General features: G+C 63.2%; 21 protein-coding genes. 20 read left to right on the top strand and 1 reads right to left on the bottom strand.

Annotation, left to right across the window (positions count from 1 at the left end):
- The first annotated feature begins 121 nt into the window (after positions 1-121).
- From B3229_RS20785 to B3229_RS20820, 8 genes are all read left to right on the top strand, one after another.
- Positions 122-634 carry an Lrp/AsnC family transcriptional regulator gene (locus B3229_RS20785; RefSeq protein WP_033749932.1) on the top strand — a complete coding sequence of 171 codons (513 nt, stop codon included), beginning with the start codon at positions 122-124 and terminating at the stop codon, positions 632-634.
- 188 nt (positions 635-822) lie between these two features.
- Entirely contained in the window at positions 823-1,056 is a 234-nt protein-coding gene (locus B3229_RS20790; protein ID WP_286874068.1) for a hypothetical protein, read from the top strand.
- A gap of 84 nt (positions 1,057-1,140) precedes the next feature.
- Positions 1,141-1,710, top strand: a complete 570-nt coding sequence (locus tag B3229_RS20795; RefSeq protein ID WP_286874070.1) for a hypothetical protein — start codon at positions 1,141-1,143, stop codon at positions 1,708-1,710.
- A 187-nt stretch (positions 1,711-1,897) separates the two neighbouring features.
- Positions 1,898-2,344 (top strand): GNAT family N-acetyltransferase, encoded by a 447-nt coding sequence (locus B3229_RS20800; protein ID WP_048785677.1) that lies wholly within the window; start codon positions 1,898-1,900, stop codon positions 2,342-2,344.
- Positions 2,345-2,360: 16 nt separating this feature from the next.
- Entirely contained in the window at positions 2,361-4,412 is a 2,052-nt protein-coding gene (locus tag B3229_RS20805; RefSeq protein ID WP_286874073.1) for a hydantoinase/oxoprolinase family protein, read from the top strand.
- A 2-nt stretch (positions 4,413-4,414) separates the two neighbouring features.
- Positions 4,415-6,376: a hydantoinase B/oxoprolinase family protein gene (locus B3229_RS20810; RefSeq protein WP_286874075.1), complete on the top strand. Its 1,962-nt coding sequence runs from the start codon at positions 4,415-4,417 to the stop codon at positions 6,374-6,376.
- 56 nt (positions 6,377-6,432) lie between these two features.
- The gene (locus B3229_RS20815) at positions 6,433-8,211 is read left to right on the top strand and encodes a thiamine pyrophosphate-requiring protein (RefSeq protein ID WP_048781698.1); all 1,779 of its coding nucleotides are present in this window, start codon (positions 6,433-6,435) and stop codon (positions 8,209-8,211) included.
- A gap of 116 nt (positions 8,212-8,327) precedes the next feature.
- A complete protein-coding gene (locus tag B3229_RS20820; protein ID WP_286874078.1) occupies positions 8,328-9,170 on the top strand; it encodes an oxidoreductase in 843 nt (280 codons plus the stop codon).
- Positions 9,171-9,203: 33 nt separating this feature from the next.
- Here the strand turns inward: B3229_RS20820 and B3229_RS20825 are convergent, their stop codons facing one another.
- Positions 9,204-11,363: a putative bifunctional diguanylate cyclase/phosphodiesterase gene (locus B3229_RS20825; protein ID WP_286874081.1), complete on the bottom strand. Its 2,160-nt coding sequence runs from the start codon at positions 11,361-11,363 to the stop codon at positions 9,204-9,206.
- 306 nt (positions 11,364-11,669) lie between these two features.
- On the opposite strand from B3229_RS20825, the gene phnF reads away from it, so the two are divergent.
- From phnF to phnD, 12 genes are all read left to right on the top strand, one after another.
- Complete coding sequence (gene phnF / locus B3229_RS20830) at positions 11,670-12,383, top strand: phosphonate metabolism transcriptional regulator PhnF (protein WP_286874084.1); 714 nt, start codon at positions 11,670-11,672, stop codon at positions 12,381-12,383.
- Positions 12,383-12,829 (top strand): phosphonate C-P lyase system protein PhnG, encoded by a 447-nt coding sequence (gene phnG, locus B3229_RS20835; protein ID WP_048781706.1) that lies wholly within the window; start codon positions 12,383-12,385, stop codon positions 12,827-12,829. The genes phnF and phnG overlap by 1 nt, the downstream gene beginning before the upstream one ends.
- The gene (gene phnH, locus B3229_RS20840) at positions 12,829-13,404 is read left to right on the top strand and encodes a phosphonate C-P lyase system protein PhnH (protein ID WP_033749918.1); all 576 of its coding nucleotides are present in this window, start codon (positions 12,829-12,831) and stop codon (positions 13,402-13,404) included. The genes phnG and phnH overlap by 1 nt, the downstream gene beginning before the upstream one ends.
- A complete protein-coding gene (locus tag B3229_RS20845; RefSeq protein ID WP_286874088.1) occupies positions 13,404-14,480 on the top strand; it encodes a carbon-phosphorus lyase complex subunit PhnI in 1,077 nt (358 codons plus the stop codon). The genes phnH and B3229_RS20845 overlap by 1 nt, the downstream gene beginning before the upstream one ends.
- The gene (locus B3229_RS20850; RefSeq protein ID WP_048781710.1) at positions 14,473-15,321 is read left to right on the top strand and encodes an alpha-D-ribose 1-methylphosphonate 5-phosphate C-P-lyase PhnJ; all 849 of its coding nucleotides are present in this window, start codon (positions 14,473-14,475) and stop codon (positions 15,319-15,321) included. Before B3229_RS20845 ends, B3229_RS20850 begins: the two co-directional genes overlap by 8 nt.
- Positions 15,311-16,072, top strand: a complete 762-nt coding sequence (gene phnK / locus B3229_RS20855) for a phosphonate C-P lyase system protein PhnK (protein WP_286874092.1) — start codon at positions 15,311-15,313, stop codon at positions 16,070-16,072. The genes B3229_RS20850 and phnK overlap by 11 nt, the downstream gene beginning before the upstream one ends.
- A 14-nt stretch (positions 16,073-16,086) precedes the next feature.
- Positions 16,087-16,791 carry a phosphonate C-P lyase system protein PhnL gene (phnL, locus tag B3229_RS20860; RefSeq protein WP_152904192.1) on the top strand — a complete coding sequence of 235 codons (705 nt, stop codon included), beginning with the start codon at positions 16,087-16,089 and terminating at the stop codon, positions 16,789-16,791.
- The gene (phnM, locus tag B3229_RS20865; protein WP_286874095.1) at positions 16,788-17,924 is read left to right on the top strand and encodes an alpha-D-ribose 1-methylphosphonate 5-triphosphate diphosphatase; all 1,137 of its coding nucleotides are present in this window, start codon (positions 16,788-16,790) and stop codon (positions 17,922-17,924) included. The genes phnL and phnM overlap by 4 nt, the downstream gene beginning before the upstream one ends.
- Entirely contained in the window at positions 17,924-18,460 is a 537-nt protein-coding gene (gene phnN / locus B3229_RS20870; protein ID WP_286874098.1) for a ribose 1,5-bisphosphokinase, read from the top strand. Before phnM ends, phnN begins: the two co-directional genes overlap by 1 nt.
- Positions 18,457-19,227: a phosphonate metabolism protein PhnP gene (phnP, locus tag B3229_RS20875; RefSeq protein WP_048781721.1), complete on the top strand. Its 771-nt coding sequence runs from the start codon at positions 18,457-18,459 to the stop codon at positions 19,225-19,227. Before phnN ends, phnP begins: the two co-directional genes overlap by 4 nt.
- A gap of 83 nt (positions 19,228-19,310) precedes the next feature.
- Entirely contained in the window at positions 19,311-20,141 is an 831-nt protein-coding gene (phnC, locus tag B3229_RS20880; protein ID WP_048781723.1) for a phosphonate ABC transporter ATP-binding protein, read from the top strand.
- A 26-nt stretch (positions 20,142-20,167) separates the two neighbouring features.
- Positions 20,168-21,094: a phosphonate ABC transporter substrate-binding protein gene (gene phnD, locus B3229_RS20885; RefSeq protein ID WP_286874102.1), complete on the top strand. Its 927-nt coding sequence runs from the start codon at positions 20,168-20,170 to the stop codon at positions 21,092-21,094.
- The last annotated feature ends 165 nt before the right edge of the window (positions 21,095-21,259 follow it).

The raw sequence follows: 21,259 nt of genomic DNA on the forward strand, positions 1-21,259 counted from the left end.
TTGCTGGAATAATTATAATTTTTCCTGATGGATAACGCGCGCGTTACCGCTGGCGCTGGCGACGCAAAGCGTGTTATACCATCAGCACGTCCTGCACAATTGGTTAACAATGAGGGGTGGTATGAACGGCTTAATGAAACTTGACCGCATCGATATCAACATCCTGGTGCAACTGCAAAAAGATGGCCGTATCAGCAACGTTAATCTCGCCGATGCCGTGGGACTTTCGCCCAGCCCCTGCCTGCAGCGCGTCAAGCGTCTTGAGCAGGCGGGCTTTATCACCGGCTACGAAGCCCATATCAATCTCACCAAAATCACCGATTCGGTCACGGTCTTTACCGAAGTGACGCTCTCCGGCCATCGCCGCGAAGATTTTATGAAGTTCGAGAGCGCGCTGCGCGACGTGGACGAGCTGATGGAGTGCCACCTGATTACCGGCGGCTACGACTATCTGCTGCGTTTTATCACCCGCAGCATCGAGCACTATCAGGAAGTGATTGAGAAGATGCTGGATGCGCAAATCGGCATCGACAAATACTTCAGCTATATCGTGATCAAATCGCCCGTAATGAAGAGCAGCGTGCCGCTGCGCTCGCTGATTACCCGGCAGAATGACGTGCTGGGCGCGCTGTAGCTTATATTCTTCACTCTGATCGAACGCGATTACATAAGCGGCTAAAGCAGATGCTTTAGTCGTCATCAGTTATTGTTTCACACCTGTGATCGTTTCTGGAATCTGTCCCTCAAAATTTGCATGGATTCACTAATGTAATGACGTTTTAGACGATATAAACTCTGGATGAAAATAAGGAGATGAACATCATGAGTCAATATCATATGCCCGCGCTAACGACGGATGAAATTCGCGAAATTGGCGAGTTGGCCGTTGCGCATGTCGCGAGTTTGAAAATCACCACGACCAAAATGGATGATTTCTTACTCAGTGAGGTAAACAGAAGAGAAACTGAGGACGCTTTTAAAAAGTGCGGTATCACTGCTGCTGAAGGAAGAAAGATTTTTAATGAAGTCTTTAACAGCGTAAGAAAAGGAGAGTAAGAAATAGCAAACAGTCTGTTAGCATTTTTTTAGTGAGGTTTTTATATGCCAGACCAAAAGCAATGGGTCTTTACCAGGCTAGTAATGGACACGGACGATACCAGGCAGCTGATCGCTTATGCCATCTATAAAGCCGATAAAGATGATTATGCGAAACAACTGCTCAGACGTCGATTGCCTGAATCGCAGTTGCCCGCTTATCTGGAACGCTATCATGACAGCATAGCCTATTCAGAACGACAGCTTGACCATTACCGCGATAAAGCGGCATGTATTATTGACCGGCTGGTACTCAGGGTAAGCCAACAAGTCCAATTCGCCAGTGATCAAAAGATTGCATTATTAAAATCTGATCACAAAGAGGAGCTAGAGAAAAAATGGATTGAGTGGGGAAATAATGCGGCAGCCTATAGCGCTTATGTGGCAAAGCCACGCTGGCCAGCTACATTGATGCACGGCTTTATTAAATGGATGCTCAGCGGTATATCAGGTTTACTGGCAACGCTGTTTTCTACGCTGTTAATTGTAGGTACGCTTTCACTCTTTGCGCCAGAGATGAGAAGCGCAGCGCGTAATATATTGAAAAATGGCATCGATACGTTGATCCCCTTAAACCCGACAGGTTTGTCTGATACCGAACAGCATAATGAGTGAGTTATTCTTGTAACGGAATCGATATCACACTCTTTTTACACCTAATCGGGCCTGGTGTTTCTACGCAGCATAAAATTTCTTTTCCGTGCTTTTTTCACCGCATTTGACCGGTTCGCCGCGCCTCTTCAGCCGCGTCGGCTGACGCCGCGCATTTACTATAAACCCATGCCGCGACAAGGAGTTATTTATGACCGCACCGATCATCGCCGACCATATCTGGCAGCGCGACGACTTTACCCTTTCTACTAAACGGACGCGGCTGGATATGGACTGGATTCATTTTCAGCTGGCCGAGCGCGCCTACTGGGCGAAAGGGCAGTCGCGCGCCGCCACCGAGCGGGCCATCGCCGCATCGCTGCCGTTCGGGCTCTATCACCTTGACGCGCAGATCGGTTTTGGTCGGCTGATTACCGACTACACCCGTTTCGGCTGGCTGTGCGACGTCATTATCGATGAAGCGTGGCGTGGACATGGCCTGGGCAGCTGGCTGGCAAGCTGCGTGCGCGAGCATCCGGAGCTGGCCACGGTGCGGCGCTGGATGCTTTCGACAAACGATGCCCATCAGCTCTACCAGCGGCTTGGCTGGCGCGTGGTGCAGGAGCCGCACAAGCTGATGGAGTTCCCTCTCTCCTGACTCTGGAGTGATACAGATGCGTTACCGCGTTGGCGTGGACATTGGCGGATCCTTTACCGATTTCGCCGTGCTGGATCGGCAAACCAACCAGATCCATACCCTGAAAGTACTGTCGCGGCCCGATGCGCCGGGCAGCGAGATTCTCACCGGACTGGCGCAGTTCGCCGAACGCGACGGCCTCGATCCCGCAGAGATTGGCTACTTTACCCACGGCACCACGGTCGGCATCAACGCAGTTATCCAGCGGCGCGGCGTCCGGCTGGCGTTGTTCGCCACCGCCGGCTTTTGCGACGTGCTGGAGCTGGCGCGGCTGAAAATTCCCCATATCCACGATCTCTTCTCCCGCCGGCCCGCGCCGCTGATTAGTCGCGATCGCGTCTTCGCCATCCACGAGCGCACCGACCGCGACGGCAACGTGCTGAAGCCCGTCGATCGCGGGAGCGTGCTGGCCGCCATCGACGGCGCGCGCGCGGCGGGCTGTCAGGGCATCGTGGTGGCGCTGCTGCACAGCTACCGCAACGGGCACAACGAGGCGGCGGTTAAGGCGATCGTCGAAGAGGTCGCGCCCGACCTGCTGACCTCCTGTTCCGCCGACATCTGGCCGATTATCCGCGAATATGAGCGCACCATCACCGCCGCCATCAACGCCTACGTGCAGCCGATGGTGATCAACTATCTGGAAAAGTTTGAAGGCGCGCTGCGCGCCAGAGGCGTGACCACGCCGCCGCGCATCACTAAATCCAACGGCGGCGTGATGGGCGTCGAGCAGGCGAAGCGCGAATGCGTGCAGATGGTGCTCTCCGGCACCGCCTCGGGGGTTATCGGCGCCAGCTATCTCGCCAGCGCCTGCGGCTTCGACCGCATCCTTAGCCTGGATATCGGCGGCACCAGCGCCGACGTGGCGGTGATCGTTAACGGCGAGGTGGCGCAGGGCAACGGTGAAATCATCGGCGACTTCCCAATCTATATACCCTCGGTGGCGGTGACCTCCGTCGGGCAGGGCGGCGGCTCGCTGGCGTGGATCGACGGGCAGGGCGTGATGCAGATGGGGCCGGACAGCGCCGGTTCGCTGCCGGGCCCGGTCTGCTTCCAGCGCGGCGGCACCCAGCCGACCGCCACCGACGCTTTCGCCGCCTGCGGCATGATCGGCCATGGCGATCTCGGCTACCACGCCGTGCAGGTAGATGTCGCCGCCGCGCGCGCCGCCTGGCAGCCGCTGGCCGATCGCCTTGGCGTCTCGGTAGAACAGACCGCCGAAACCGCCATCGAACTGGCGATCTCCAGCATGTATGGCGATACCAGCGGCCTGCTGTCTCGCTTCGGCCTCGATCCGCGCGAGTTCTGGTTTCTCGCCTTCGGCGGCGCAGGGCCAATGATGGGCTGTTTTCTGGCGCGTGAACTCAATATGAAAGGCGTTATCGTGCCGCCGACGCCGGGCGTGCTCTCGGCGCTGGGCGGGCTGGTGGCGGATATCCGCAACGACTTTATCCGCACGCTGTACGGCGATCTCAACGCGCAGCTGGCGGACCGGCTCGCCTCTGAAGCGGAGAGCCTGAGCCAGCGGGCGCAGGCCTGGCTGGCGGCCGAGCACGGCAAAGAGATGCCTTTTACGCTGCAGTTCAGCGCCGATATGCGCTATCGCGGCCAGTCGTTCGAGATCGACGTGCCGCTGGAGGCGGCGTGGCTGGCGAGCGCCGACGTGGCGGCGCTGCATGCGGCGTTCGACCAGCAGCATCACCAGCTGTTCGGCCACAGCGACGCCGCCGCGCCAGTGCAGCTCATCAACCTGCGGCTGGTTATCGCCTCGCCCACGCCGAAGCCCGCGCTGAATCGTCTCGCGGCGGCCAGCGAGCCGGTGCAGGTGGCGAAGCAGGTCAGGGCGTGGATAGACGGCGCTTTTCATCAGGTCGATCTGGTGCTGCGCGCGACGCTGCGTCCCGGCCATCGGCTGCGCGGGCCGGTTATCGTGGCGCAGGACGACTGCACCACCTGCGTGCCGCCGCGCATGCAGGTCGAGGTGGACAGCTTCGGCAATCTGTTAATTACTCCGCTGAGCGAGGAGAAGTGATCGTGGCTATTGACGGACGTAATCTGCAAATACTCGCCAACTACTGCGCGGCGGCGGCCGACGCCATGGCCTTTACCCTGATGCGCACCGCGCACTCTACCTTTGTCAAAGAGACGGAGGATTTCTCCTGCCAGATCGTCAGCCGAGACGGGCTGGCGTTCGCCTCGCCGCGCAGCTTCGGCGCGCCCTGGTACAGCGGCATCGACTATGCGCCGGTGCTGGCGCTGATCGACCATTACGACGAAGGCGACATCTGCATTACCAACGACGCCTATGCGGGCAACGTCGCCACTCATTCCCCCGATATTCATATCTGGAAGCCGGTCTTTTACGGCGGCGACATCCTCTGCTTCGTGGTCGGCCATATTCACAACACCGATATCGGCGGCGCGGTGCCCGCCTCGCTGTCGCGCTCCCTGACCGATATCGTGCAGGAGGGCATCCGCATTCCGCCGCTGAAGATTGTCCGCAACGGCGAACTGAACGAGGATGTGGCGCGTATCCTGCGGCTGAACGTGCGCGTGCCGGAACAGAACTGGGGCGATTTCAAAGCGCAAATCGCTTCGGTCAACATCGGAGAACGCAAGATCCACGAGATTGTCGCCCGCTTCGGCGCGGCGGATTTCCTGCAGGGCATTGAGGGCATCCTCGACTACGCCGAACAGCAGGCGCGCGCCATTATCCGCACCATCCCCGACGGCGAATACTTCTACGCCGATTACGCTGACGAAGATGGCGAAGGCGGCTATCCCTGCCGCGTGGCGATTACTTTGCGGGTGCAAGGCGATCGGCTGGAACTGGACTACACCGGCAGCGATCCGCAGCTCGCCTCGTCGCTGAACATGCCGACCGGCGGCCGCGAGCGCCATCCGCTGGCGCTGGTGGGCGTGACTTACGTGCTCTCGACGCTGGACCGGCGGCTGCTGCTTAACGCCGGCACGCTGCGCCCGACGCGCGCCATCCTGCCGCCGGGCACGGTGATGAACTGCGAAGCGCCCGCCGCGGTCGGCATGCGCTCGCTCACCTGCGCGCTGTCGCAAATCGCCACCGTCGGCGTCTTTTCACTGGCGCTGCCGACGCGGCTTCCGGCCAACTCGCCGGGCGGCAATTCTATTATGAATATTCGCACGCTGGACGCGCGCAACCGCAGCGTGGTCGCCTCGCTCGGGCCGGTCGGCGGCGGCGCGGGCGGCACGCCGCGTCACGACGGGCCGGACGGCTCGGGCGGATTGTCGGCGTTCCTGAAAAACACCCCGATCGAAATCAACGAAGCGGAAGTGCCCATCCGCTTCCTGCGCTACGGCCTGGCGCCCGACAGCGCCGGCGCCGGACGCTTTCGCGGCGGGCTGGCGACCGAAATGGCCTTTGAGATCTTCACGCCGGAGACCACCGTCACCGCGCGCAACCGCAATCGTTCGGTATTTGCCTCAGCGGGCGCGGCGGGCGGCTGCGCAGGCGGCCTTTCCTACTTTCGCACCCTGCGCGACGGCAAGCTGCTGGAGCACGGCAACCGCGACGTGATCCACTGCCAGACGGGCGATGTGGTCGAAGTGCGCGGGCCAGGGGCGGGCGGCTACGGCCTGCCGTCGCAGCGCGACGTTGCGGCGGTGCTCAGCGACGTGCGCTGCGGCTTTCTCAGCGCGGCGGCGGCGCGCGCGCAGTACGGCGTGGCGCTCGCGGACGGCGAGCTGGATGAGGCGACGACGGCGCAGCTGCGCGCCGCGATGCCGCAGCAGGTGGAGGCGCATTTTCAGCACGGTGCGGCGCGCCAGGCATTTGAGGCGATCTGGACGCCGCAACGCTACCGTGCGCTCACCGCCTTTCTCGCCGACGCGCCGGTCAGCTGGCGTCATTTTCTGAAAACCCAGGTGTTTCGCGCCGTCGAGCAGGCAGGGGAAGCGGCGGATATGGCGCAAATATTCAGCGAGTTACGGCTGCGCTTTCCCGCATTAGCAGGCGAATAAGCCAGATTGTCGTCTACCCTTACTCTCTGACACGGATTTTCACCGAGGGGACAACGATGAGCATGAAAACCAGTGATTTCTTTGTGCAACGGCTGAAGGCCTGGGGCGTAACCCGTATTTACGGCTATCCCGGCGACGGCATCAACGGCGTGCTTGGCGCCATCCAGCGCGCCAATGAAAAGGGCGACGGCATTGAATTTATTCAGGTGCGGCACGAAGAGATGGCGGCCTTTATGGCGGCTGGTCACGCCAAGTTTACCGGCGAGCTGGGTGTCTGCCTTTCGACCGGCGGGCCGGGGGCGACACATCTGCTGACCGGCCTCTACGACGCCAAAATGGATCATGCGCCGGTGCTGGCGATCGCCGGCCAGGCGGAAGTCACCGCGCGCGGCGCCAGCTACCAGCAGGAGATGAATCTGGATCGCGTCTTCGCCGACGTCGCCAACTTTGTGCAGGAGGCGGCCGCGCCGGCCCAGGTGCGCCATCTGATTGACCGCGGCGTGCGCATCGCCAAAGCGCAAAACGGCGTGGCGGTGGTGATTGTGCCGAAAGATATTCAGGACGAACCCTGGGAGGCGCCGAAGCATCTGCACGGCTTTACCCACTCCGGCCCTGGCTACCAGCGTCCTAAAGTGGTGCCTTACGAAGCTGACCTGCAGCGCGCCGCCGAGGTGCTCAACGCCGGGAAAAAAGTCGCCATTCTCATCGGCGCGGGCGCGCGCGGCGCGGCGGTAGAAGTGGTGCAGGCCGCCAACGTGCTGGCGGCGGGCGTCGCCAAGGCGCTGCTCGGAAAAGATGTGCTGCCAGACGACGCCCCCTTCGTGACCGGCTCTATCGGCCTGCTCGGCACCAAACCCTCGTGGGAGCTGATGCAGAACTGCGACACGCTGCTGATGATCGGCAGCGGCTTCCCCTGGACCGAGTTCCTGCCGGAAGAGGGCAAGGCGCGCGCGGTGCAGATCGATATCGATCCGGCGATGCTTGGTCTGCGTTACCCGTGCGAAGTGAACCTGCACGGCGACGCGGCGGAAACGCTGCGCGCGCTGCTGCCGCTGCTGGAGCATAAAGAGGACCGCAGCTGGCAGGAGGAGATTGCGGTGCAGGTGCGCGACTGGTGGAAAGTCATGGAAGATCGCGCCCACGCGCCCGCCAATCCCGTTAACCCGCAGCGCGTGGTCTGGGAGATGTCGCCGCAGCTGCCCGACAACGCTATCGTCACCTCTGATTCCGGCTCCTGCGCCAACTGGTTCGCGCGCGACTATCGCGTCAAACAGGGGCAGCGCGCCACGCTGTCGGGCGGGCTCGCCTGCATGGGCGCGGCGGTGCCTTACGCCATTGCCGCCAAGTTTGCCCATCCCGACCGACCGGTGGTGGCGCTGGTCGGCGACGGCGCGATGCAGATGAACAATATGGCGGAGCTGATCACCATTCAGAAATACTGGCAGCAGTGGAGCGATCCGCGCCTTATCGTCTGCGTCTTCAACAACCAGGATCTGAACCAGGTCACCTGGGAGCAGCGCGTCATGGAGGGCAATGCGCGCTTCGAGGCGACGCAGCAGCTGCCTGACGTCCGCTACGCGCAGTTTGCCGAGTCGCTTGGCCTGCAGGGTATCTTCGTCGACAACCCGGATGAGCTGGAAGACGCGTGGCGACGCGCGCTGAGCGCCGATCGTCCGGTGGTGCTGGAGGTGAAAACCGATCCGGAAGTAGCGCCGCTGCCCCCGCACATTACCTTTAAACAGGCGAAAGCCTTTATGAGCTCGATGGCGAAGGGCGATCGCGGCGCGGCGCAGATTATCAGCGACACCGCCAGCCAGCTGCTGCATAAAAAGTAACAGGCACGAAGCGTTAAGCGGCCCGGTCGCGGGCCGCTACTCTTATCCACTCTCTTCCCCAGGCCGTTCGCGTCGGGGTTCAGGCGATTCGCCACCAATCAGTTTGGGAGTCACTCATGGCTACAGATAACAATCCGGTGTGGTTTATTTCAGGATGTTCGACAGGTTTCGGTCGCGAACTGGCGCAGCAGACCATTGCGCGCGGCTTCAACGTAGTGGTAACGGCGCGCGACACCGCGAAAATCGCCGATCTGGTGGAAGGCCACAGCAACGCGCTGGCGGTGGCGCTCGACGTGACCCAGTCGCAGAGCATCGACGGCGCGGTCAAGGCGGCGCTGGAAAAATTCGGCACCATCGACGTGCTGGTGAATAACGCCGGCTACGGCTACCAGAGCTCGGTGGAAGAGGGGGAAGAACAGGCGATCCGCGACCAGTTCGACGCCAACGTCTTTGGGCTGTTCGCCCTGACGCGCGCGGTGCTGCCGACGATGCGTCAGCAGCGTCGCGGCCATATCATTAACATCACCTCGGTGGCCGGGTTTATCGGCTTCGCCAGCTCCGGCTACTACTCCGCCAGCAAGCACGCGGTCGAGGGCTGGTCCGATTCGCTGGCGCAGGAGACCGCGCCGCTCGGCATTCACGTCATCTGCGTCGAGCCGGGCCCGTTCCGCACCGACTGGGCTGGCCGTTCGCTGCATCAGACGCCGAGCAGGTTGCCGGAGTACGCCGAAACCGCAGCGGCGCGCATGAAGGCGACCTCAGAATACAGCGGCACGCAGAAGGGCGATCCGGCACGCGCGGCGCAGGCGATGATCGCGATTACCGAGCACGCTAACCCGCCGCGCCATCTGGTGATGGGCGCCTGGGGCTATGACGCGGTCACGGCGAAGCTGAAAGAGCGACTGGCGCAGATTGAAGCCTGGAAGCAGACCTCTGTCGAGACCGACTTCCCGGAATAACGGACAGGCGCGCTGGCTGCCAGCGCGCCTGTTTTAGCGCATCCAGTCGCCCAGCCGCTCGAGCGGCACCGCCTTGCTGAACAGATAGCCCTGCAGCTGATTGCAACCGGCATCGGCCAGCGCGCTCATCTGGCCTGCCGTTTCCACCCCTTCCGCCGTCACCGTCAGCCCCATCGCGTGTCCCAGCTTCACCACCGACTCGATAATCGCTACCGAATTCTCCGCCACGCCCAGCGACTGGGTAAAAGAGCGGTCTATTTTGATTTTATCCACCGGGAAGGTGCTGAGATAATTGAGGCTGGAGTAGCCGGTGCCGAAATCATCCAGCGCAATGCGGAAACCGGCGTCGCGCAGCGCGATGATAATGGCGCGCGCCTCATGCTCATCCTCAATCAGCACCCCTTCGGTGATCTCCAGCTCAATTCTCTGAGGATCGCCGCCGCATTCGCGCATGATGTCGATCATGCGTGCCACGAATCCCGTGGCGCGAAACTGCACCGGCGAGACGTTGACCGCCACCATCAACGCCGGGAAGCGCTGCTGCGTCAGGCAGGCTTCACGCAGCACCCATTCTCCCAGCGGAATAATCAATCCGGTCTCTTCGGCGATAGCGATAAAGTCGCCCGGCGGAATGGCGCCGCGCGTCGGATGATCCCAGCGCAGCAGCGCCTCGACGCCCACCATATTTTTGCCGTCGATATCCATCAGCGGCTGGTACCAGACCGCCAGCCCTTTAAAGTTTTGCAGCGCGGCGCGCAGGTCGGCGGCGATGCTTTGCCGCGTGCGGATCGACTCGTCCATCACCCGTTCGAACTGCCGATATTTGCCGCGCCCGCTGCTTTTCGCTTCGTAGAGCGCAATGTCCGCTTTGCGCACCAGCTCCTGACGATCTACCCCATCTTTCGGCGCCAGCACCAGCCCGATGCTGGCGCCGCTCCACACTTCGCCGCCAAACAGCGGAAAAGGCTGGCTGAGCGCGTCGAGAATACGCTGCGCCAGCGCTTCCACCTGCCCGATATGGTCTACTTCCGGCATCACCACGAGAAATTCGTCGCCGCCGATGCGCCCCACGGTATCGCAGGCGCGCATCAGGCCGGCGAGACGATGGGCCACGGCGATAATCAGTTCGTCGCCGGCGTGATGGCCGTAGGTGTCGTTGATGTTTTTAAAGCGGTCAAGGTCAATCAGCATCAGCGCCACGCGCTGCTCGTGGCGCGTCGCCAGCGCCAATGCCTGGGTCAGGCGATCCTCCACCAGCGCGCGGTTCGGCAGGCCGGTCAGCACGTCATGAAACGCCAGGTGCAGCGCCTGCGCTTCGCTGGCGCCGAGCTTCAGCATCGACTGCGACAGGTTAAAGGAAGAGGTCCAGAGCCGCCGCACCATATAGAGGCAGAGTAGCGTTACCACCAGCACGGCAACGCCGGTTGAGGGGCCGATGGCGCGCAGCATCTCCGCGCCGGGCCGCGCCGGATCCCAGTTGATATAGCCGACGTCGCCGTCCGTCTGAGAGGTCAGCATAAAGCGCGCCGGGGCGACCGGCGGCGTGCCGGGATCAGAGAAGCGCAGCCCCTTGAGCTGGCTGCGCTCCGCCAGGGCGGCGAGGTAGCCGTCGTCGAGATATTTAAGGCTGACCAGCATGAAGCGGGGCGCGGCCTGCGCATCGCGACGGATGGCGCCGATCGCCAGCGCCGCTACGCGGCCGTCGACGCGGGCGAGATCCGCCGCCTCCTGCTGCGCTGCTGCGCGCAGCAGCGCGCTGGCTAAAATCGCCTGCACGCCGGCATCGCGCGCCGGATCGGTCAGCAGCGCGCCGTTGCGCCACGCCTGTACCGGCCGACGCGCCTCATCCAGCACCATAATCAGCTGGTGGCCGAACATCTCGTAGAGCCAGCGGCCGACGTTGTCATCCAGCCAGCGCGGGTCGGGCTGCGCCGCCTCGAGATGCGTCAGCAGCGGCGTCCAGCGCGACAGGCTATGCAGCTGACGCTGATGTTCCGCCAGGCTCTGCGCAAAAGAGGCCTCAATCATTCGCTGCTGTTGCGCCTGGGCTTTCTGGTTACTGATCGAGGTACTGAGAAAAAGGCCGGTCCCGGCGCCCGCCAGCGTCAGCAGCAGGATCGCCGCCAGCGGCAGCAGCACTTCACGAATAAAACTGCCGCGCAGGCCCGCGGAAAGTTTGGCGCTGTTAATCATTTTGATTTTTCACGTAGCAAGGATATGTCAGTTAATAGCCTGGCAGAAATCCTCCAGCCTGCACGGTGACTGACGTTCAAGGTTGTTGTTGATTATGCGTCAAAAAATGGGCGATGCCGCGCAGGAGAAACCGTTCAGCGACGTTAATTAATAATGCCGCCTCCGGCTGCCTCTCCGTCTGGAATTCATCGTCGCGTCACTGCACGGTCACCATCCTGTCATCTGCGCAGGTCAAGGTAGTGGCCAACACGCAGCCGGACTTATCGCTGCTCTCCCCACTCAGTCAAGGTTGAGGATCTGTTCAAGATGGAGATATCCAGACATCCGACCACTGTTTATCAGGCCGTCGCCGCGCAGCTGGAGCAGGCGCTGCGGGAAAACTACCGCAGCGGCGACTATCTGCCTTCCGAACAACAGCTGGCCGAGCGCTATGAGGTGAACCGCCACACGCTGCGGCGCGCGGTGGACGAACTGGTCAATAAAGGTCTGCTGCAGCGCCGCCACGGCGTCGGCATCCTGGTGTTGATGCGTCCTTACGACTATCCGCTACATGCGCAGGCGCGCTTTAGCCAGAATCTGATGGAGCAGGGCAGCCATCCCACCAGCGAGCGGCTGCTGGCGGTGGTGCGTCCCGCCAGCGCCGACGTCGCCAGCGCGCTGGGCGTCCTTGAAGGCGACAGCGTGATCCATCTGCGCACTCTGCGCCGGGTTAACGGCGTGCCGGTCTGCGTGATTAACCACTTCCTGCCCGATCTGAGCTGGTGGCCGGCGCTGCAGCGCTTCAGCAGCGGTTCGCTGCACGACTTTCTGCAGCAGCATGGCGGCCACCGGCTGACGCGCAGCCAGACCCGCATCAGCACGCGTCGCGCGCAGGCCAAAGAGAGCCGCCTGCTGGAGATTGCGCTGCACGCGCCGCTGCTCTGCGTGCGCACCCTGAACAAGACCCTCGACGGCGCGCTGGCGGAGTACTCCGTCAGCCTGACGCGTGGCGACATGATCGAACTGACTCTGGAGCACTGATGGAAAGCTTAACGCAACGACAGCAGTGGCTGTCGGTACTGGCGCACAGCAGCGCCTCGGCGCTGGCGCAGCACTGGCAGGCGCTGCGCCTCGCGCCGCGCTTCTCGCTGATCCGTCCGGCGGAAATCGGCCTGACGCGGCTGATGGCGCGCATGGGCGCCAGCGGCAAGCGTTTCGTAATGGGCGACGCCACTGTGACGCGCGCCGTGGTGCAGCTCGAGGACGGCACGCTCGGCTACAGCTACGTGCTGGGACGTGACAAGGCGCACGCCGAGCGCTGCGCCCTGATTGACGCGCTGTTGCAGCAGCCGCAGACCCACGCGCTGTTGACGGAAAAAGTAATAACGCCGCTGGCGGCACTGCGCGAGGAGCAGCGCCAGCTGCGCGCGCGGGAAGTTGCCAGCTCGAAAGTAGATTTCTTTACGCTGGTTCGCGGAGATAACTGATGACTTTACTGGCTAGTTTTAACCATCCGGTGGCCGATGCGCAGCGCGCCTTCCGTCGCATTCTGAAAGCGATGAGCGAGCCGGGCGTGATGGTCTCGCTGCCGCTGGCGCAGGGCTGGGGCGCGCTGTCGCCCGCCGCGACTGCGGTGCTGCTGACGCTGGTGGATCAGGAGAGCCCGCTCTGGATCGAGCCGCAGGTCGATAACGAGATCCTGCGCAGCAACCTGCGCTTCCATACCGGCGCGCCGCTGAGCGAGAGCCGCGACGCGCCGTTTGCGCTGAGCCATGCCGCCAGCAGCCCGCGCCCGGCGGATTTCGCCGCAGGCGACAACCTCGCGCCGGAAAAGAGCACCACGCTGATTATTGAAGTGCCGTCGCTCAACGGCGGGCTGACGCTACGTCTTTCAGGGCCTGGCCTGCGCGAGTCGCGCGCTATCGCGCCGCAGCTGCCGGAGAGCGTGCTGGACTACCTGCGCAACCGCCCGCATCCGTTCCCGCAGGGCGTCGATCTGATCTTTACCTGCGGCGAAGCGATGATGGCGCTGCCGCGCACCACCGACGTGGAGGTGTGCTGATGTACGTAGCGGTTAAAGGAGGCGAGAAGGCGATTGCCAACGCCCATCAGCTACAGGCGGATCTGCGGCGCGGCGCGCGCGAGGTGGCGGAGCTGGGCTGCGATCAGGTGGCGCAGCAGCTCGGGCTGGCGGTGGATCGCGTGATGACCGAGGGCGGCATCTACGATCCCGAGCTGGCGGCGCTGGCGATCAAACAGGCGAGCGGCGATTTAGTGGAGGCGATCTTCCTGATGCGCGCCTACCGCACCACGCTGCCGCGCCTGGCCGACAGCGCGCCGCTGGCGACCGGCGAGATGCGCCTCGAGCGCCGCATCTCTGCCGTCTATAAAGATTTGCCGGGCGGCCAGGTGCTGGGGCCGACCTATGACTACAGCCATCGCCTGCTCGACTTCACCCTGCTGGCCAACGGCGAGGCGCCGGCCGCGCCGCGCGCCGACGAGGCGCTGGCGTCCCGCTGTCCGCATATGTTCGCCATGATGAGCGAGGAAGGGCTGGCGGCGCAGGAGATCGACGACGGCAGCGAACCGGTGGATATCACCCGCGAGCCGATGGGCTTTCCGGCGACGCGCGCGGCGCGCCTGCAGCAGTTGGTGCGCGGCGACGAGGGCTTTTTGCTGGCGCTCGGCTACTCCACCCAGCGCGGCTACGGCCGCACCCATCCCTTCGCCGGGGAGATCCGCACCGGCTACCTCAGCGTCAGCATCTGCCCGGAAGAACTCGATTTCGAGCTGGAGATCGGCGAAGTGTTGCTGACCGAATGTGAAATGGTGAACGGCTTCACCACGCAGGGCGAAGCGGCGCCGCACTTTACCCGCGGCTACGGCCTGGTGTTCGGCCGCGCCGAGCGCAAGGCGATGGCGATGGCGCTGGTGGATCGCGCGCTGCAAACCCGCGAGCACGACGAGCGCGTCACCAGCCCGGCGCAGGACGAAGAGTTCGTGCTGGCGCACGCCGATAACGTCGAGGCCGCCGGCTTCGTCTCCCACCTCAAACTGCCGCACTACGTCGATTTTCAGGCGGAGCTGGCGCTGCTGAAGCGCCTGCGTCAGGACCATCAGGAGCGCAATCATGGCTGAGCTGAGCGGCTATAACCCAGGCTATCTCGATGAGCAGACCAAGCGCGCCATTCGTCGCGCCATCCTGAAAGCGGTGGCGATCCCCGGCTATCAGGTGCCGTTTGCCGGACGCGAGATGCCGATGCCCTACGGCTGGGGCACCGGCGGCATTCAGATCACCGCCAGCGTAATTGGCGACGCCGACGTGCTGAAGGTGATCGACCAGGGCGCGGACGACACCACTAACGCGGTGTCGATCCGCCGCTTTTTCCAGCGCGTCAGCGGCGCGGCGACCACCGAACGCACCACCGACGCCACCCTGATCCAGACGCGGCACCGCATTCCGGAGACGCCGCTGGAAGAGGATCAGATCCTGATTTTTCAGGTGCCGATCCCGGAGCCGCTGCGCTTTATCGAGCCGCGCGAAACCGAGACCCGCACCATGCACGCGCTGGAGGAGTATGGCGTGATGCAGGTGAAGCTCTATGAAGATATCGCGCGCTACGGCCATATCGCCACCACCTACGCCTACCCGGTAAAGGTCAACGATCGCTACGTGATGGACCCGTCGCCCATCCCGAAATTCGACAACCCGAAGATGCATATGATGCCGGCGCTGCAGCTGTTCGGCGCAGGCCGCGAAAAGCGCATTTATGCGCTGCCGCCCTTTACCAAAGTTGAGAGCCTCGACTTCGAGGATCACCCCTTTACCGTGCAGCAGTGGGATGAGCCCTGCGCCCTGTGCGGTTCGCGCCACAGCTACCTCGACGAGGTGGTGATGGATGACCAGGGCACGCGCCTCTTCGTCTGCTCCGACACCGATTTTTGCCACCAGCAGCAGGAACAGCAACATGCACAGTGAACAGCCGCTGCTTGCGGTCAATAACCTGACGCATCTCTATGCGCCGGGCAAAGGCTTCGAAGCGGTGAGCTTCGATCTCTATCCCGGCGAAGTGCTGGGCATCGTCGGCGAGTCCGGCTCCGGCAAAACCACGCTGCTGCGCAGCCTCTCCGCGCGCCTGACGCCGCAGCAGGGCAACATTTTCTATAACCAGCGCGATCTCTACGCGCTGTCGGAGAGCGACCGACGCCGCCTGCTGCGCACCGAATGGGGCGTGGTGCATCAGCATCCGCTCGACGGGCTGCGCGCGCAGGTCACCGCGGGCGGCAATATCGGCGAGCGGCTGATGGCGGTGGGCAATCGCCATTACGGCGACATCCGCGCCCAGGCGGGCCGCTGGCTTCAGGAGGTGGAGATCGCCGCTAACCGTATCGACGATCTGCCCACCACCTTTTCCGGCGGCATGCAGCAGCGTCTGCAGATCGCCCGCAACCTCGTCACCCAGCCGAAGCTGGTGTTTATGGACGAGCCGACCGGCGGCCTGGACGTATCGGTGCAGGCGCGGCTGCTCGATCTGCTGCGCACCCTGGTGCGCGAGCTGAACCTGGCGGTGGTTATCGTCACCCACGATCTTGGCGTGGCGCGCCTGCTGGCGCACCGGCTGCTGGTCATGAAGCAGGGCCGCGTGGTGGAGAGCGGCCTGACCGACCGCGTGCTGGACGATCCGCACCATCCCTACACCCAACTGCTGGTTTCATCGGTGCTCAACTAATGACGGATAAACGCATGAACATACAACTGCGCGTCGAGAATCTGTGTAAAACCTTCGTGCTGCACAATCAGAGCGGCGTCGAGCTGCCGGTGTTGCAGAACGCCTCGCTTGAGGTGGCGCAGGGTGAAGTGGTGGTGCTGCACGGCCGCTCCGGCAGCGGCAAATCGACGCTGCTACGCGCGCTCTACGGTAACTATCAGGCCAACAGCGGCTATATCTGGCTGCGTCACGACGGCGAGTGGGTCGATATGGCGCAGGCTCCGGCGCGTCAGATGCTGGCGATGCGCCGCGACACCCTCGGCTGGGTCAGCCAGTTTCTGCGCGTGATCCCGCGCGTGCCGACGCTGGAGATCGTGATGCAGCCGCTGCTGGAGCGCGGCGTGGAGCGCGCCTTTTGCGAAAAGCGCGCCAAAGAGCTGCTGACGCGGCTCAACGTGCCGCCGCGCCTCTGGCCGCTGGCGCCCTCGACCTTTTCCGGCGGCGAGCAGCAGCGCGTCAATATCGCGCGCGGCTTTATCGCCGACTACCCGGTGCTGCTGCTGGATGAACCGACCGCCTCGCTGGATAAAGCCAACAGTGCGGCGGTGGTGGAGCTGATTGAGCAGGCGCGCGCGCGTGGCGCGGCCATCGTCGGCATTTTTCACGATGAAGCGGTGCGCGAGCGGGTGGCGGATCGCCTGCACGTCATGCAGCCGATCAACAGCGGAGCGGAAGCATGATTATCAACAACGTCCGACTGATTCTGGAAAACGAGCTGGTGGCGGGATCGCTTGAGATGCGCGACGGCCTGATCGCCAGCTTCAGCGAAACCCCGAGCCGCCAGCCCGGCGCGCTGGACGGCGAGGGCGGCTATCTGCTGCCCGGCCTGGTGGAGCTGCATACCGACAACCTCGATAAGTTCTTCGCTCCCCGGCCGAAGGTGGACTGGCCCGCCCACTCGGCGATGAGCAGCCACGACGCGCTGATGGTGGCCAGCGGCATCACCACGGTGCTGGACGCCATCGGCGTCGGCGACGTGCGCGACGGCGGCCATCGTCTCGATAACCTGAGCAAAATGATTGACGCCATTCGCGACAGCAACCGCAAAGGGCTGAACCGCGCCGAACACCGGCTGCATCTGCGCTGCGAGCTGCCGCACCACACCACGCTGCCGCTGTTCGAGGCGCTGATGGGCACCCCGGAGCTGTCGCTGGTGTCGCTGATGGATCACTCGCCGGGTCAGCGCCAGTACGCCTCGCTGGAGAAGTATCGCGAATATTACCAGGGCAAATATGCGCTCAACGACCAGCAGATGGATGCCTTCGAGCATGAGCAGCTGACGCTGGCGGCGCAGTGGTCGCAGCCGAACCGCCAGGCGATCGCCGCGCTCTGCCGCTCGCGCCATATCGCCATCGCCAGCCACGACGACGCCACCGAGGCGCACGTCGAGGAGTCGCACGGCGTCGGCAGCGCCATCGCTGAGTTTCCCACTACGCTGGCGGCGGCGCGCGCCTCGCGCGCCAGAGGGATGCAGATCCTGATGGGCGCGCCCAATATCGTACGCGGCGGCTCTCACTCCGGCAACGTCGCCGCCTGGGCGCTGGCGGCGGAGGGACTGCTGGATATTCTCTCCTCCGACTACTATCCGGCGTCGCTGCTCGACGCGGCGTTCCGTCTCGCCGCCGACGAGCGCAACCCGCTGGCGCTGCCGCAGGCGGTGGCGCTGGTGACGCGCAATCCGGCGCGCGCGCTCGGCCTGACGGATCGCGGCGCGATTGCCGAAGGCCGCCGCGCCGATCTGGTGCTGGCGCACACCGACCACGGCCATCCGCATATTCGTCACGTCTGGGCGCAGGGCAGGCAGGTTTACTGATGGCGCGCCTGATCTGGCTTATCGGGCCGTCAGGCTCGGGCAAAGACAGCCTGCTCAACGCGCTGCGTGAAGCGCCGCCGCCGAATCTGCTGATCGCCCATCGCTATATTACGCGCGCGGCCGACGCGGGCGGCGAGAACCATATCGCCCTGACCGAAACGGAGTTCGCGCGCCGCGCCGCACAGGGGCTGTTCGCCCTGCGCTGGACGGCGCACGGCCTGCACTACGGTCTTGGGCTGGAGCTCGATCTCTGGCTGGAACGCGGCCACGACGTGCTGGTCAACGGCTCGCGCCACCATCTGCCGCAGGCGCAGGCGCGCTACGGCGCGCGGCTGCTGCCGCTCTGCCTGACGGTGTCGCCGGAGGTGCTGGCGACGCGTCTGCGCCTGCGCGGGCGGGAGAGCGAGAGCGAGATCGCGCGCCGGCTGGATCGCGCCGCGCAGCCGCTGCCAGCGGGCTGCCGCCTGCTGAACAACAACGGCGCGCTGTCGCACACCCTGCTGCAGCTGCGCCAGCTGCTGGAGCCGCTCTCATGAAGCTGACGTTTCTCGGCACCGGCGGGGTCACCGCCGCGCCGCTTTTCGGCTGCGACTGCGCCGCCTGTTTAAGGGCGCGCGGCGATGCGAAACGGCGACGCGCGCCGTGCAGCGCGCTGATCGAGGCGGGCGGCGAGCGCATCCTGCTCGACGCCGGGCTGCCGCTGCTGACGGAGCGCTTCGCCCCCGGCGAGCTGTCGCGCATTCTGCTGACGCACTATCACATGGATCACGTGCAGGGGCTGTTCGCGCTGCGCTGGGGCACCGGCGAGGCGATCCCCGTCTGGGGGCCGCCGGACGAGCGGGGCTGCGACGATCTCTTTAAGCATCCTGGCCTGCTCGATTTCCGTCCGTCGCTGACGCCCTTCGTGCCCCATCTTTTCGGCGCGCTGCAGGTGACGCCGCTGCCGCTGCAGCACTCGAAGCTGACGCACGGTTACCTGTTCGACTGGCACGGCGCGCGGCTCGCCTGGCTGTGCGACACCTGCGGTCTGCCGCCCGACACCGACGATTTTCTCACCGGCCAGCGCATTGATGAACTGGTAATCGACTGCAACGATCCGCCGTCTCCGGATGCGCGCAACCATAACGATCTGACGCGCGCGCTGGCGATCGTCGACCGGCTCGCACCGCGTCGCGCCTGGCTGACCCATCTGTCGCATCAGATGGATAACTGGTTAGCAAACAATCGCTTGCCTGAATCTGTATCCGCCGCTGCCGACGGCATAACGCTGTCGTTGAGCGCGGACGACCCTGTCACCGTTTGATCACCTCTCTGTCATCAGAGAGTCATCACGCCGGGCCGTAATAGGCGTCAACTTACCCCTTGTCAACGCATACGGAGTGAATCATGGCACAGGCACTGTTAAGAACGGTGGTGGACAACAGCAGCGCGCCGCTTAGCCAGACCGGAGAGAAAGTGTTGTCGGTGCAGGGTCTGGGCAAGCGCTGGGGCGAGAACCGCGTGCTGGACAATGTCAGTTTTGATCTGCATGCGGGAGAAATGGTCGCCGTGATCGGCCGCTCGGGCGCAGGCAAATCGACGCTGCTGCATATGCTTAACGGCACCATCGACGCCTCGGAAGGCGCGGTGTACAGCCTGCGCGACGGCGAGCCGCAGCGCAATCTGCTGGCGCTCAACAGCCGCCAGCTGCGCCAGTGGCGCAGCGAATGCGGCATGATTTTTCAGGATTTCTGCCTGGTGCCGCGCCTCGACGTGCTGACCAACGTGCTGCTGGGCCGTCTCAGCCAGACCTCGACGCTGAAATCCTTTTTTAAACTCTTCTCCGACAGCGACCGCGCCCACGCCATCGAACTGCTGCAGTGGATGAATATGCTGCCGCAGGCGCTGCAGCGCGCCGAGAACCTGTCGGGCGGCCAGATGCAGCGCGTGGCCATCTGCCGCGCCCTGATGCAGAACCCGAAAATCCTGCTGGCCGACGAGCCGGTGGCGTCACTCGATCCCAAAAATACCAAACGCATCATGGATGTTCTGCGCCAGGTGAGCGAGCAGGGCATCAGCGTGATGGTGAACCTGCATTCGGTTGAGCTGGTGAAAAGCTACTGCACGCGCGTGATCGGCATTCAGCGCGGCAGAGTGCTGTTCGACGGCCATCCGGCGCACCTGACCGACAGCCTGCTGCAGCAGCTGTACGGCGATGAAATCAATCAGCTTCACTAACCTCCACGGCAAGAGAAAAACCTCGAATGAAACTGACTTTATTAGCGTTACTGACCAGCGTAATGACCTTTGGCGTGAACGCAGCGGATGCGCCGAAAGAGCTAAATCTGGGCATTCTTGGCGGCCAGAACGCCACCCAGCAGATTGGCGATAACCAGTGCGTGAAGGACTTTTTTGATAAGGAACTCAAGGTTGATACGAAGCTGCGCAACTCCTCCGACTACGCTGGCGTGATCCAGGGCCTGCTGGGCGGCAAGATCGATATGGTGCTGAGCATGTCGCCCGCCTCGTACGCCTCCGTCTATCTGCAGGATGCCAAAGCCGTGGATATCGTGGGTATTCTGGTGGACGACAAGGATGGCTCAAAAGGCTACCACTCGGTGGTGATCGTGAAAAATGAGAGTCCCTATAAGAAGCTGGAAGATCTGAAGGGCAAATCGTTCGGCATGGCCGATCCCGATTCGACCTCTGGTTTCCTGATGCCGAACCAGGCCTTTAAGAAGCAGTTTGGCGGCAGCGTCGATGACAAATACAACGGCTTCTTCTCCAGCGTCACCTTTTCCGGCGGCCACGAGCAGGACATTCTCGGCGTGCTGAACAACCAGTTCGACGGCGCGGTGACCTGGAGCTCGCTGGTGGGTGACTACAACAGCGGCTATAGCTCCGGCGCTTTCGGTCGTCTGATCCGCATGGATCACCCCGATCTGATGAAGCAGATCCGCATTATCTGGCAGTCGCCGCTGATCCCGAACGGCCCGCTGCTGGTGAGCAATAAACTGCCGGCCGATTTCAAACCGAAAGTGGTCGAGACGATTCAGAAGCTGGATAAAGAGCAGCACGCCTGTTTCGTGAAGGCCGTGGGCGGCGCGCAGCATATCGGTCCGGCGTCGGTGGCGGACTATCAGAATATTATCGATATGAAGCGCGATCTGGCGAAAGGACAGCGCGGCTAAGGTCGATACCTGGCGCTGACGCGGGTGACAGGGAGAGATCGCAAAGACGCAAGGACGGCATCCCTGCCGGCTCGGCCCGCGCGGATACGCACCTCATCCCTGAGGTGCGCCCGTTACCGGGCCAACGCGCGGCGTTGTTCAAAAACGCTCACGGCGTTTTTGTCC

It is taken from the genome of Pantoea sp. UBA5035, assembly GCF_002415245.1.
Lineage (GTDB): Bacteria > Pseudomonadota > Gammaproteobacteria > Enterobacterales > Enterobacteriaceae > Pantoea > Pantoea septica.

Bases quoted from the DNA above. Each gene is read 5' to 3' on its own strand.
- B3229_RS20785 (WP_033749932.1), top strand. From the start codon at position 122: ATGAACGGCTTAATGAAACTTGACCGCATCGATATCAACATCCTGGTG.
- B3229_RS20790 (WP_286874068.1), top strand. From the start codon at position 823: ATGAGTCAATATCATATGCCCGCGCTAACGACGGATGAAATTCGCGAA.
- B3229_RS20795 (WP_286874070.1), top strand. From the start codon at position 1,141: ATGGACACGGACGATACCAGGCAGCTGATCGCTTATGCCATCTATAAA.
- B3229_RS20800 (WP_048785677.1), top strand. From the start codon at position 1,898: ATGACCGCACCGATCATCGCCGACCATATCTGGCAGCGCGACGACTTT.
- B3229_RS20805 (WP_286874073.1), top strand. From the start codon at position 2,361: ATGCGTTACCGCGTTGGCGTGGACATTGGCGGATCCTTTACCGATTTC.
- B3229_RS20815 (WP_048781698.1), top strand. From the start codon at position 6,433: ATGAGCATGAAAACCAGTGATTTCTTTGTGCAACGGCTGAAGGCCTGG.
- B3229_RS20820 (WP_286874078.1), top strand. From the start codon at position 8,328: ATGGCTACAGATAACAATCCGGTGTGGTTTATTTCAGGATGTTCGACA.
- B3229_RS20825 (WP_286874081.1), bottom strand. From the start codon at position 11,363: ATGATTAACAGCGCCAAACTTTCCGCGGGCCTGCGCGGCAGTTTTATT.
- phnF (WP_286874084.1), top strand. From the start codon at position 11,670: ATGGAGATATCCAGACATCCGACCACTGTTTATCAGGCCGTCGCCGCG.
- phnG (WP_048781706.1), top strand. From the start codon at position 12,383: ATGGAAAGCTTAACGCAACGACAGCAGTGGCTGTCGGTACTGGCGCAC.
- phnH (WP_033749918.1), top strand. From the start codon at position 12,829: ATGACTTTACTGGCTAGTTTTAACCATCCGGTGGCCGATGCGCAGCGC.
- B3229_RS20845 (WP_286874088.1), top strand. From the start codon at position 13,404: ATGTACGTAGCGGTTAAAGGAGGCGAGAAGGCGATTGCCAACGCCCAT.
- B3229_RS20850 (WP_048781710.1), top strand. From the start codon at position 14,473: ATGGCTGAGCTGAGCGGCTATAACCCAGGCTATCTCGATGAGCAGACC.
- phnK (WP_286874092.1), top strand. From the start codon at position 15,311: ATGCACAGTGAACAGCCGCTGCTTGCGGTCAATAACCTGACGCATCTC.
- phnL (WP_152904192.1), top strand. From the start codon at position 16,087: ATGAACATACAACTGCGCGTCGAGAATCTGTGTAAAACCTTCGTGCTG.
- phnM (WP_286874095.1), top strand. From the start codon at position 16,788: ATGATTATCAACAACGTCCGACTGATTCTGGAAAACGAGCTGGTGGCG.
- phnN (WP_286874098.1), top strand. From the start codon at position 17,924: ATGGCGCGCCTGATCTGGCTTATCGGGCCGTCAGGCTCGGGCAAAGAC.
- phnP (WP_048781721.1), top strand. From the start codon at position 18,457: ATGAAGCTGACGTTTCTCGGCACCGGCGGGGTCACCGCCGCGCCGCTT.
- phnC (WP_048781723.1), top strand. From the start codon at position 19,311: ATGGCACAGGCACTGTTAAGAACGGTGGTGGACAACAGCAGCGCGCCG.
- phnD (WP_286874102.1), top strand. From the start codon at position 20,168: ATGAAACTGACTTTATTAGCGTTACTGACCAGCGTAATGACCTTTGGC.